General features: G+C 73.5%; 10 protein-coding genes and 1 pseudogene. 6 read left to right on the forward strand and 5 right to left on the reverse strand.

What is annotated here, in order from left to right:
• Positions 1–75: 75 nt before the first annotated feature.
• Positions 76–1,146: a phosphatase PAP2 family protein gene (locus AC2CHG_RS16905; RefSeq protein ID WP_355509625.1), complete on the reverse strand. Its 1,071-nt coding sequence runs from the start codon at positions 1,144–1,146 to the stop codon at positions 76–78.
• Between the two features lie 115 nt (positions 1,147–1,261).
• On the opposite strand from AC2CHG_RS16905, the gene AC2CHG_RS16910 reads away from it, so the two are divergent.
• Complete coding sequence (locus AC2CHG_RS16910; RefSeq protein WP_013287380.1) at positions 1,262–1,666, forward strand: thioesterase family protein; 405 nt, start codon at positions 1,262–1,264, stop codon at positions 1,664–1,666.
• Entirely contained in the window at positions 1,663–2,490 is an 828-nt protein-coding gene (locus AC2CHG_RS16915; protein WP_262014371.1) for an MBL fold metallo-hydrolase, read from the forward strand. Before AC2CHG_RS16910 ends, AC2CHG_RS16915 begins: the two co-directional genes overlap by 4 nt.
• Before the next feature lie 13 nt (positions 2,491–2,503).
• On the opposite strand, the gene AC2CHG_RS16920 is transcribed toward AC2CHG_RS16915, so the two are convergent.
• Both AC2CHG_RS16920 and AC2CHG_RS16925 read right to left on the reverse strand, forming a co-directional pair.
• Positions 2,504–3,406: an aminoglycoside phosphotransferase family protein gene (locus AC2CHG_RS16920; protein WP_262014372.1), complete on the reverse strand. Its 903-nt coding sequence runs from the start codon at positions 3,404–3,406 to the stop codon at positions 2,504–2,506.
• A gap of 7 nt (positions 3,407–3,413) precedes the next feature.
• On the reverse strand, positions 3,414–3,914 hold the full coding sequence (locus tag AC2CHG_RS16925; protein ID WP_484525084.1) for a MarR family winged helix-turn-helix transcriptional regulator: 501 nt from the start codon (positions 3,912–3,914) through the stop codon (positions 3,414–3,416).
• Positions 3,915–3,996: 82 nt separating this feature from the next.
• Here AC2CHG_RS16925 and AC2CHG_RS16930 point away from each other — a divergent pair, with 82 nt between their 5' ends.
• A complete protein-coding gene (locus AC2CHG_RS16930) occupies positions 3,997–5,223 on the forward strand; it encodes a multidrug effflux MFS transporter (RefSeq protein ID WP_484525085.1) in 1,227 nt (408 codons plus the stop codon).
• Positions 5,224–5,239: 16 nt separating this feature from the next.
• Here the strand turns inward: AC2CHG_RS16930 and AC2CHG_RS16935 are convergent, their stop codons facing one another.
• Positions 5,240–6,169 carry a carbohydrate kinase family protein gene (locus AC2CHG_RS16935; protein ID WP_355509615.1) on the reverse strand — a complete coding sequence of 310 codons (930 nt, stop codon included), beginning with the start codon at positions 6,167–6,169 and terminating at the stop codon, positions 5,240–5,242.
• Between the two features lie 329 nt (positions 6,170–6,498).
• Between AC2CHG_RS16935 and AC2CHG_RS16940 the strand changes: the two genes are divergently transcribed.
• Positions 6,499–7,635: a lytic polysaccharide monooxygenase auxiliary activity family 9 protein gene (locus AC2CHG_RS16940; RefSeq protein WP_355509759.1), complete on the forward strand. Its 1,137-nt coding sequence runs from the start codon at positions 6,499–6,501 to the stop codon at positions 7,633–7,635.
• A gap of 60 nt (positions 7,636–7,695) precedes the next feature.
• Here the strand turns inward: AC2CHG_RS16940 and asnB are convergent, their stop codons facing one another.
• Positions 7,696–9,657, reverse strand: coding sequence for an asparagine synthase (glutamine-hydrolyzing) (gene asnB, locus AC2CHG_RS16945; protein ID WP_041784229.1), 1,962 nt, complete (start codon positions 9,655–9,657; stop codon positions 7,696–7,698).
• A 113-nt stretch (positions 9,658–9,770) separates the two neighbouring features.
• Here asnB and AC2CHG_RS16950 point away from each other — a divergent pair, with 113 nt between their 5' ends.
• Positions 9,771–11,246, forward strand: coding sequence for an aminopeptidase P family protein (locus tag AC2CHG_RS16950; protein ID WP_484525086.1), 1,476 nt, complete (start codon positions 9,771–9,773; stop codon positions 11,244–11,246).
• Between the two features lie 265 nt (positions 11,247–11,511).
• Positions 11,512–11,831, forward strand: a pseudogene (locus tag AC2CHG_RS16955) (hypothetical protein); the annotation flags it as partial.

Below are 11,831 nucleotides of genomic sequence, written 5' to 3' on the forward strand. Positions count from 1 at the left end.
ACGCCACGACGGCGGTGGGCAAACGACGGCGGCGCGGCTACGACCCGGCCGCCCGAGACGGCCGGTGGCGCGGGCCTACCGGCGCTCGGCGGGCACCGCGTCCCGGTCGTCGGCGGCGCGGTCCGGGAGGTCGGCGGAGGCGTCGCCGTCGGCGGACGGCTCGCCTGCGGCGACGGCGGGCTCACCGGCCCGCCGGGCCTGCCGCGCCGCCCACCAGCGCTCGGCCAGGCCGACCACCAGGAACGTCATGCCCACGTACGCCCAGCCGACCAGCACGTCGATCAGGTAGTGCTCGCCGCTGTACATCAGCGTGAACGTCATGGCCAGCGGGTACGCCAGCATCAGCGGCCACCAGCGCTTACGCACCGACCGCATGAAGAACAGCACCACGAACAGCGCGAACGCGGTGTGCAGCGACGGCATCGCGGCCACCGGGTTGGAGGCGATCTGCCCGGCGTTGAGCAGGTTGCCCGCGCCGTGCATGCCGATCTCCTTCCACCCCCGGGTGGAGATCCGCGCGACCTCGGTGAGCAGGCCGTTCTGCGCCGCCCACCACGGCGGCGCGGCCGGGTAGGCGAAGTAGGTGACCAGGCCGGCCGCGCACAGGAAGCCCCAGCGGGACATGTACGCGATCCAGCGCCGCCTGTTGCGCATCCACAGCACCGCGGCGGCGGCGAACGTCGCCACGAAGTGCGAGAAGTAGATCCAGCTCACCAGCACGTCCCACCAGCGCACCTCGGACGCGTCGTACAGGCGCTCCTGGAGCCAGATCGTCGGCACCTCGCCGCCGGTGAGCCACCCGGTGAGGAAGCGGTCGGCGACGATCAGCTCCATCGCGTGCGGGGTGGCGCCGTTGTCGGCGAACCCGCGGGACAGGTTGTACGCGGCCAGCAGCAGCACCACCGGGATCCAGTCCCGGGCGAACCGCAGGTGGCTGCGCCACGGGCGGGCCGAGTTCCACGCGATCGTGCCGGCCCAGATCCACAGGAACGCGTACGCCGGGTCGGTGGGCAGGCCGATGGCGAGCCAGGCGACGACGAAGGCGACGCCCCAGATGGTCATCGCGATCACACGGCGGCGCCCACCGTCGGGCGATTCGGTGGTCGCGTCGGGGGCGGGGGTCGGAGATTGTGTCAGCTCGGCCATCGCGGACAAGGTTAACGGCGGGCGACCGGCGGGCATGCGGGCGGGCGGTGACGACCGGACCGGTGGCGGCTCGGACGCCGGACGGCCGCGGGCCGGCTGCACTAGGCTCGGCCGCATGCAGGAGCAGCCGGAGTCGCCCTTCACGCCGGGCCTGACCGCCCGGGTCGAGCTCACAGTGACCGACGCCGACACCGCACAGGCGGTCGGCTCGGGGGACGTGCCGGTGCTCGGCACACCCCGGGTGCTGGCGCTGGCCGAGGCGGCGACGGTGGCCGCCACCGCGACCCGGATGCCGTCCGGGTCGACCACCGTCGGCGTCCGGGTGGAGCTGGAGCACCGCGCGGCCACGCCGGTCGGTCGCACCGTGGCCGCCCACGCCGAGCTGGTGAAGGTCGACGGGAAGCGGCTCGTCTTCGACGTGACAGTCACCGACGGGCCCACCGTGGCGGCGCAGGGCCGGGTCGAGCGGGTGCTCGTCGACCGGCAGCGCTTCGTCGAGCGGGCCGTGCGCCAGTCATGACCGCCGGGTTCTCCGAGGTCGCCGCCGGGGTGCACGTGCTGCGCGAGCCGACGCTCGCGGTGAACGTGGTGCTGGTGGTGGGTGACGGCGCGGCGCTGCTGGTGGACACGCTTTCCACCGCCGGGCAGGCCCGGGAACTGGCGGAGGCGGCGCGGGCGGTGACGCCGTACCCGTGGACGATCGTGAACACGCACCACCACTTCGACCACTGCTTCGGCAACGCCACGCTGGCCGGTCCGGACACCGCGATCTACGCGCAGGCCCAGGCCGCGGCGGCGCTGCGGGACCGGTCCGACGCGGTGCGCCGCGCCGCGTACGAGGAGATGCGTGCCGGGCACCCGGCGCTGGCCGAGGAACTGGCGCACACCGAGCTGCGGGCGCCGACGCACGAGGTGCACGAGGAGACGGTGCTCGACGTCGGCGGCCGGCGCGTGGTGCTGCGCCATCCCGGGCACGGGCACACCGACGCCGACCTGGTGGTGCACGTGCCCGACGCGGACGTGCTGGTCGCGGGCGACCTGGTGGAGCAGAGCGGACCGCCGGCGTTCGAGGAGTCGTACCCCCTGAAGTGGCCGGACGCGCTGGCCGACCTGCTGCGGCTGACCACGCCCACGACGGTGGTGGTGCCCGGCCACGGCGAGCCGGTCGGCGCGGACTTCGTCCGCGAGCAACACGCGCAGCTCGCGCGGCAGGCGTGGCTGATCCGCGCCGGGCACACCGGCAGCGCCCCGCCGGAGCGGGTGGCGGCCGAGTCGCCGTTCGGCGCCCGGCCGGGCCTGATCGCTGCCCGCCGCGGCTACGCGGAACTGGACGGCACGGCCTGACCGGCGGCCTGCTTCAGCCGGCGTCGGCCAGGATCTCCCGGAGGCGGTTGCGGCACTCGGCGACGAACGCCGGGAACGTGTGCCAGTAGTAGGAGACGCCACTGGCCGCCACCCCGAGCGCCCAGGCGCGGGCCCGCGCCCAGGTCACGTCGTCCACGCCGAGCGCCTCCCGGTAGGCGTGCCGGGCCTGCGGCGGAAGGTCCCAGATCGGCGCGTGTTCGGCGTCGGGGTGCCCGACGGTGAGGCCGCCGAAGTCGATGACCGCCCGCAGCCGGCCGTCGTGCACCAGCAGGTTTGTGGGTTTGAGGTCCCCGTGCAGCCAGACGTGCGGGGCGGCGGGTTCGGGCAGGGTGAGGGCGTCCCGCCAGAGCCCGACCAGGGTGTCGACGTCCGTCTCGTCGCCGATCAGGGTCCGGCAGTCGTCGAGCGCCGCGGAGATCCAGGTGTCGCAGGGCCGGAGGCTGCCGCCGCGGTAGCCGCTGAGCGGGCCCGCGCGGGTCGCGCCGAGCAGGTCGGTCGCGTGCAGGCGCCGGACGAACACGGCCAGGTCGGCGCCGAGGGCGGCCCAGTCCTCGACCGTGCCGGACCGGACCTCGTCGCCCGGTATCCATCGCTGCACCGACCACGGCAGCGGGAAGGCGTCGGCCGGGACGCCGGCGTACACCGGTTCCGGCACCCGGTACGGCAGCAGCGGTGCGAGCCGGGGCAGCCACCGCTGTTCCTTGCGCAGGGCGCCGGCCTTCTCGGCGGTGCGCGGCAGGCGGACGAGCAGGTCGGCGCCGAGCCGGTACATCGTGTTGTCGGTCCCGGCGCCGGCCGGGGTCAGCGGCAGCGCGGCCCACTCGGGGCGCTGGTCGGTCAGCAGCGCCCGGACGACCTGCTCGTCCACGGGTATCTCGTCCTGGTGGAGGGCCATCCGGTGATCATGCGGGGCGGGTCGGCACCGCGGCCACCGGGTTTCCGGGGGCCGGCCCGGGGCGGGCGTGTCGCCGCAGGGCGCCGAGCAGTGCGTCCAGGTGCGGGGCGGCGGCCAGGATCGCCGCCCGTGCCGGCGGCTCCAGCTCGGCCAGCGCCTCGTCGAGCAGCGCGGCGCGGTTGGTCTCGTAGTCGGCCATCCGGGCCCGGGCGGCCTCGGTCACGCGCAGCCGCAGCACGCGGCGGTCGCCGGGGTCGCGGTCACGGGCCAGCAGCCCGGCGTCGGTGAGGTCGCGGACCAGCGTGCTCACCGTGTTGGGCGCGGTGCAGAGGCGCCGGGCCACCTCCTTGCCGCTGATCCCGGGCGTCTCCCGGACCAGCAGCAGCAACTCCACCTGCGCCTCGGGCAGCGGGTCGCGTCCGACCCGCGCCCCGGTCCGCCGGCGCAGGAGGCGGTGCAGCTCCCCCACGACCGCTCCGACGCGCGCGACCTGCTCGTTCGTCGCCACGGAGTCACCCGCCTCACATCGCAATAGTTCTGACTACAGATGTAAGGTACCCGGACGCACCGGATCCAGGGGGTACCCACTCGTGAGCAACGCCGCGCCGACCGCCGCGCGCCCGGCCGCCGACCGCACCACCGCGTCCACCGGCGGCGTGACGCTGCTGGTGCTGCTCGGCACGCTCACCGCGATCGGCCCGCTGTCGCTGGACATGTACCTGCCGGCGTTCCCGGCCATGACCCGCGACCTCGGCGCCGACCAGGCCGGCATCCAGCTCTCGCTGACCACCTGCCTGATCGGTCTCGCCCTGGGACAGCTCGTCACCGGTCCACTCAGTGACCGCTGGGGGCGCCGCCGTCCGGTGCTGGTCGGCGTGGTCGCGTACACCGTGCTGGCGCTGGCGTGCGCCGCGGCGCCGAACGCCCCGCTGCTCGCAGCCGCGCGGTTCGCCCAGGGCGTCGCCGGCGGCATGGGCGTGGTGGTCGCCCGCGCGGTGGTCCGCGACCTCTACTCGGGACGGGACGCCGCGAAGTACTTCTCCCGGCTCACCCTGGTCTTCGGCGTGGCACCGGTGGCGGCGCCGGGCGTGGGCAGCCTGGTACTACGGTTCGGCTCGTGGCGGGCCGTCTTCGTGGCCCTCGCCGTCATCGGGGCGGTGCTCGCCGTCGCCGTCGCGCTGCGCCTGCCGGAGACGCTGCCGCCCGAGCGCCGCAGCACCGGTGGCCTGGGGGCCACCGTCCGGACCATGCGGTCGCTGCTCGCCGACCGGGTCTACCTCGGGTACGCGCTGACGCAGGGCTTCGCGTTCGCCGGACTGTTCGCGTACATCTCCGGGTCGTCGTTCGTGTTCCAGGACGTCTTCGGCGTCTCCGCGGCCGTGTTCAGCGTGATCTTCGGCGTCAACGCGCTCGCCCTGGTGGCGGTCGGGCAGGCGAACGCCCGGCTGCTCGACCGCTTCACGCCGCGCCGGCTGCTGGTCACCACGCTGGTGGTCGGCCTGGGCACCGCGATCGGCGTGCTGAGCGGCGCGCTGGCGGGCAGCCTGGTCGTGACGGCGGTGGCGCTGTTCGCCTTCGTCGGCTCGCTCGGCATGGTGATGCCGAACAGCACCGCGCTGGCGCTGGACGCGCACGCCCGGCACGCGGGCACCGCTGCCGCGCTGATGGGCGGCATCCAGTCGGTGGTGGGCGCGCTCGCCGCGCCGCTGGTCGGGCTCGGCGGCGAGGGCAGCGCGCTGCCGATGGCGGTGGTGCTGGCCGGCGCCGCGTTCCTGTCGCTGACCGCCGTCGTGACGCTGGCCCGGCCGCGCGCCTGAGCACGGGGCGGACGGGTCACGGGAAGCGGGTGGCGACCGCGGTGCGGGTGGGCATGGCGGTGGCGCCGCCCGGTGACTCGCACACCACCGCCGCCACCCGCAGCGCGAACGCGACCCGCTCCCGCCACCCGGCCGGGTCGAGCGGCTCACCCGCGGCCAGCAGGTCGGCCACCAGCGCGCCCATCACCGAGTCGCCCGCGCCGGTGGCGTCCACCGCGTCCACCTTCGGCGCGGGTACCCGCACCACGTCGTCGCCGGCGGCGACCAGGGCGCCGTCCGCGCCGAGCGTGACCACGACCGTGCTCGCGCCCAGTTCCCGCAGGTACGCGGCGACGCCCTCGACCGGCTCGTCCGGGTAGAGCAGCCGCGCGTCGGCGCTGCTGAGCTTGACCAGGTGCGCGGCGGCGGCGAACTCGGCGACCACCGCCCGCAGCCCGTCCAGCGCGCCCGGGGCGGTGAGCAGGCGGGGCCGTACGTTCGGGTCGAACACCCGCAGCGCGCCCGCGATCGACCAGGCGCGCCGGGCGGCGGCCAGCACCGGCGGGTCGAGCAGCACGATAGAGCCGCAGTAGAGCACGTCCGCGCCCTCGACCAGCGCCACGTCCAGGTCGTCCGGGCCGAGCAGCGCGTACGAGCGGGGTTCGCCGTAGAAGCGGAAGTCCGGCTCCGCGCCGGCGAACGTGGCCACTGCCAGCGCTGTCGGCGCCGGCACCGTCACCGTCCCGCTCACGTCCACCCCGGCGCCGGTGAGGAAGGCGCGGATCCGTCCGGCCAGCGCGTCGTCGCCGAGCGACCCGACGAACCGCGCGTCTCCGCCGAGCCGGGCGACCGCCACCGCCACGTTGAGCGGGCCGCCGCCGATCGCCTGCCGGTAGACGGGTTCTCCGTCGTGTTCGGCGTCGAGCAGGTCCACCAGCGCCTCGCCGAGCACCACCGCGTACCCCATCCTGGCTCCCCTCGTCGTCCTCCCCCCGATCCTGTCGCATGCCGGTGCCACCGCGCGCCGGGACCCGGGCATCGAGCGCCGCCTATTGCGGGCGGCGTGCGGACGTGGTGGGATGGCGATGCCGGGTAACGACGCGGGGGGCTGCCGCGTCGCCGGCCGCCGGGTCGATCCGACGCGAGGGCATCCACGGTCCGTGGCAACGGACCGCAAGCGGTGCGCGCCCGCAGACGGCCCCGGCCGCACGCCGACCGGGCGCGGGCACCGCGATCGTCGCATCCGCTCGTCGCAGCGGGGCGGGCCGAACCGGGCCACGCTCCGCGAGTCAGGAGATCCCCGTGCACCGATCCCGTACGGCCGCGTTGCTCACCGCGGCCGCCACCCTGGCCCTGGGCGCGTTCGCCCTGGCCACCCACTCCGGACCGGCGGCCGCACACGGCGCGGCCATGACGCCGGGCGCCCGCACCTACCTGTGCTGGAAGGACGGCCTCACCGGAACCGGTGAGATCCGGCCGAACAACCCCGCCTGCTCGTCGGCGGTGGCCGCGAACGGGGCGAACTCGCTGTACAACTGGTTCAGCGTGCTGCGCTCCGACGCTGGCGGGCGGACCGTCGGGTTCATCCCCGACGGCAAGCTGTGCAGCGGCGGCAACCCCAACTTCAGCGGGTACGACGCGGCGCGCAACGACTGGCCGATCACCCACCTGACGGCGGGCCGGTCGATGGAGTTCCGGTACAGCAACTGGGCCCACCACCCGGGCACGTTCTACTTCTACGTGACCAAGGACAGCTGGAGCCCGAACCGGCCGCTGGCCTGGAGCGACCTGGAGGAGCAGCCGTTCCTGCAGGTGACCAACCCGCCGCAACGCGGCGCGGTCGGCACCAACGACGGTCACTACTACTTCACCGGCAACCTGCCGTCGAACAAGAGCGGCCGGCACATCATCTACTCGCGCTGGGTCCGCTCGGACAGCCAGGAGAACTTCTTCGGCTGCTCGGACGTGACGTTCGACGGCGGCAACGGCGAGGTGACCGGGATCGGCTCGGGCGGCAGCAACCCTCCGACGACCGCGCCGCCGACCACCGCGCCGCCGACGACCGCGCCCCCGACCACCGCGCCGCCGACCTCACCTCCGCCGGTGACGACCAGCCCGACCATGCCGGCCGGCTCCTGCATGGCGGTGTACAAGGTGGTCACCGCCTGGGGTGGCGGCTTCCAGGGCGAAGTGACGATCATGAACCACAGCACCCGGACCTACTCCGGGTGGACCGCGAACTGGACCTGGCCCAGCGGCCAGACCATCAACCAGGTGTGGAACGGCACGTTGAGCGGCAGCGGGGCGTCGGTGAGCGTCTCCAACGCCGCCTACAACGGCAGCGTCCCGCCGGAGGGCACCACCACGTTCGGCTTCACCGCGAACTTCTCCGGCACCAACACCCTGCCGACTGTCACCTGCACCGGCAGGTGATCCCGTAACGGGCCGGGCCCCCGGGGAACACCCCGGGGGCCCGGTCTCGTCACGCTCGCGTCAGCGGACCATGCTGCCGACGACCGGCTTGGTGAGCAGCGCGGACTGGTTGCGCTGGATGCCCGGGTCGAGCGTCTTGGCCACGAAGATGGCGTGCCAGATGCAGAAGATCAGCACGGTCCACACCTTGCGGGAGTGGTCCGCCTCCTCCCGCTTGTGCTCCTCCAGCAGGCGCATCGCGTACGACAGGTCGATCAGGTCACCCGCGCCCGAGGTGGACAGCACGTGCCGCGCCCACTCGTACATCTCGCCGCGCAGCCAGACCCGGGTCGGGGTCGGGAAGCCCAGCTTCTTGCGGTTCACGATGGCCGGCGGCACGACGCCCTGCAGCGCCTGGCGCATCGCGTACTTGGTGGCCTCGGAGCGCGGCGGCAGCTTCAGGTCGACCGGGATGCCGGCGGCGACGTTGAACACCTCCCGGTCCAGGAACGGCACCCGCACCTCCAGCGAGTGCGCCATCGAGATCCGGTCGGCCTTGACCAGGATGTCGCCGCGCAGCCAGGTGTAGAGGTCGACGTACTGCATCTTGGTGACGTCGTCCAGCTCGGTGCACTCGGCGTAGATCGGCGCGGTCACGTCCGTGTAGCGCACCGAGGGGTCGTAGCGGCGCAGCAGGTGCTGCTTCTCCTCCTCGGTGAACATCCGGGCGTTGCCGTAGTAGCGCTCCTCGATCGGGGTGGTGCCGCGCTCCAGGAAGCTCTTGCCCTTGACGCCCTGCGGGATCGCCTTCGACACCGCGCGCAGACCCTTCTGCACGCCGTCGGGCAGGCTGTTCACCGCGTTGAGCGACAGCGGCTCCCGGTAGATCGTGTAGCCGCCGAAGAACTCGTCGGCGCCCTCACCGGAGAGCACCACCGTGACGTGCTCGGCGGCCTTCTTCGCCACGAAGTACAGCGGCACCAGCGCCGGGTCGGCGACCGGGTCGTCCAGGTGCCAGACGATCTTCGGCAGCGCGTCGATCATGTCCTGCGGCCCGATCTTGGTCGGGATCGTGGTCACGTCGAGGTGCCGGGCCGAGTCCTGGGCCACGTCGATCTCGGAGTAGCCGGGCACGTCGTAGCCGACGGTGAAGGTGAGGATGTTCGGGTTGAACTCGCGGGCCAGCGCCACCACAGCGGTGGAGTCGATGCCGCTGGACAGGAACGAGCCGACCGGCACGTCCGAGCGCATGTGCATCCGGACGCTCTCCCGCAGCGTCTCCCGGATGTCGTGGTAGAGCCGCTGCTCGTCGGAGACCGGGGCCGGCCGGAACACCGGCCGGTACCAGCGGCGCACCTCGATCCGGCCACCAGGGGTCCAGGTCAGGTACTCCCCCGAGCCGATCCGGCTGATCCCCTTGTGCAGCGTGCCCGGCTCGGGCACGTACTGCAGCGTCAGGTAGTGACTCAGGTTCGCCGTGTCGATGCCCGCGTCGCCCTGGTACGCCGAGTGCGCGAACGGCAGCAGCGCCTTCTTCTCCGAGGCGAGGTAGAGGCCGTCCTGCGTCTGGAGGTAGTGCAGCGGCTTGATGCCGAAGTAGTCCCGCGCGCCGAAGGCCCGCCGCTCCTGCCGGTCCCAGATCACGAACGCGAACATGCCGCGCAGCTTGGTGAGCACCTGCTCACCCCAGTAGTGGTAGCCGGCGACGATCACCTCGCCGTCGCCGTTCGTGGCGAACTGGGCGCCGTAGTCGCGGATCAGCTCCTCGCGCAGCTCGATGTAGTTGTAGATCTCGCCGTTGAAGGTGAGCAGGTACCGCCCGCCCGCGTACGGCAGGGGCTCGTGGCTCAGCGCCACGTCGATGATCGCCAGGCGCTTGTGCGCGAACACGCCGTCCGCGTACCGGCCGGAGGCGTCGCCGACCACCTCGACCCCTGTCTCGTCCGGGCCACGGTGGTGCAGGCACTCCAGTGCGCCGGCGATGTTGTCGCGGTGGGCGGCGGCGTCGCCGCGCGCGCTGAAGAAGGCCAGGAGTCCGCACATGGCCGCCATCTTTCCACGCGCCGGAAGCCGCCGTCGCGGCACCGCAGGCACCTCCCGCTGTCGTGCGCGCGGTACCGTCGGGACCAGCGACGAGGCTCAGGGAGGGGCGGATCATGGCCGAGGAGCGGACCCGGCAGGGCAAGGCGGCGGACGGCACGGAGTCGCACGACCCGGACTTCCCGGAGGCGTTCCTGTCGTTCATGCGGCAGGGCTGGCGGGACACCGAACTGCCGGTCACCCCGCGCGCGGAGGTGCCCAACCACGCCAAGCGGCGGGCCGCGCTGGCCGAGGCCTTCCCGGGCGAGACGCTGGTCATCCCCACCGGCAACGAGAAGGTACGCGCCAACGACACCGAGCACCGGTTCCGGCCGGGCAGCGACTTCGCGTACCTGACCGGCGATCTGGAGCCGGACAGCGTCCTCGTGCTGCGGCCGGGCGGCGAGGCCACGCTGTTCATGCGGCCCCGGTCGTCGCGGGTGACCGACGAGTTCTTCCGCAGCCGCCACGGTGAGCTGTGGGTGGGCCGCCGGCCGACGCTGCGGGAGAAGTCCACCGAGCTGGGCCTGCCGACGGCCGACCTGAGCGAGCTGGACGCGGCGCTGGCCGGCCTGGCTCCGGGGCGTACCCGGGTGCTCCGCGGTTTCGACGCCCGGGTGGACGCGGCGGTGCGTCAGTACGACGGCGCGCGCGCCGACGGGCAGCCCGGCCGCGACCGGGAGCTGGCGATCGCGATCGCCGAGCTGAAGCTGGTCAAGGACGAGTGGGAGATCGCGCAGCTCCAGGAGGCGTGCGACGCCACGGTGCGCGGCTTCGAGGACGTGGCGCGGGCGCTGCCGGCCGACCGCGGGGTCTCCGAGCGGCTGCTGGAGGGTGTCTTCGCGCTGCGCGCCCGGCACGACGGCAACGACGTCGGCTACGGCTCGATCGTCGGGGCCGGCGAGCACGCCACGATCCTGCACTGGGTGCACAACCACGGCGCGACCCGTCCGGGTGAGCTGCTGCTGATGGACATGGGCGTGGAGAACCGCAACCTCTACACCGCCGACGTGACCCGGGTGCTGCCGGTCGACGGCCGGTTCACGCCGTTGCAGCGTCAGGTCTACGACGCGGTGTACGCCGCGCAGCAGGCCGGCATCGAGATGTGCCGGCCGGGTGTGGCGTTCCGGGACGTGCACCTGGCCTCGATGCGGGTGCTGGCCGAGGCGCTGAAGGATCTCGGGCTGCTGCCGGTGAGCGTGGACGAGGCGATGGACCCGGACTCCACGGTCTACCGGCGGTGGACGCTGCACGGCACCAGCCACATGCTCGGCATCGACGTGCACGACTGCGCCAACGCGCGCAAGGAGACCTACCGCGAGGGGCCGCTCGGCGAGGGGTACGTGCTCACCGTCGAGCCGGGGCTCTACTTCCAGCCGGAGGACGAGCTGGTCCCGGAGGAGCTGCGGGGCATCGGCGTGCGGATCGAGGACGACATCCTGGTCACCGCCGACGGCCCGGTGAACCTGTCGGCCGGGCTGCCGCGCGCCTCCGCCGAGGTGGAGACCTGGCTGGCCGAGCAGCGTGAGGCGGGCCCCCGCCTGCCCGGCTGATCCCCGCGGCCGCGAACTCCTTCGGGCCCCATCACCGCGCCTCGACGGCGGGTGGTGGGGCCCGCCGCCGTCTGGGCCGTTGCGGTCCCCCTGACGTGGTTGGTCACCGACCGCCGTTCGTGGGAGGAATGCGGGCTTTTTTCGGATACGTCTTCCTCGCGAGGAACCTTCTCATACGGTGCTGATCAGAGGCTACAACCGGTTTGTAGCTGGTCGCCCGGCCTGGGGCGGTGCGACCCGTTTGGGAAGAACCGAAAGGGCTCTCATGTCGAACGACGTAACGACACCCGACGGCGGCGCTCCGATGGCGCCCCCGCCGCGGACGAGCAAACGGCGGGCGCTCTGGGTCGCCACCGGCGTGGCCGGGCTGACCGGCGTCGTCGGGCTGGCGGCGCTCGGCGGGCTCGCCGCCCGCGACGACAAGTCCGGCACCGAACCGGTGGCGGACAACCACGCCGCCGCGCCGCAGAACGCCGGCAACGACTCGCACGACGACGGCAAGGACGGCAAGGACCGTGGCCAGGAAGGCCGCGACCGTGGCGAGTGGGGCCCGGACAAGGGCGAGTGGGGCAAGGACGGCAAGGA

Source organism: Micromonospora sp. ATLC20 (assembly GCF_057196585.1).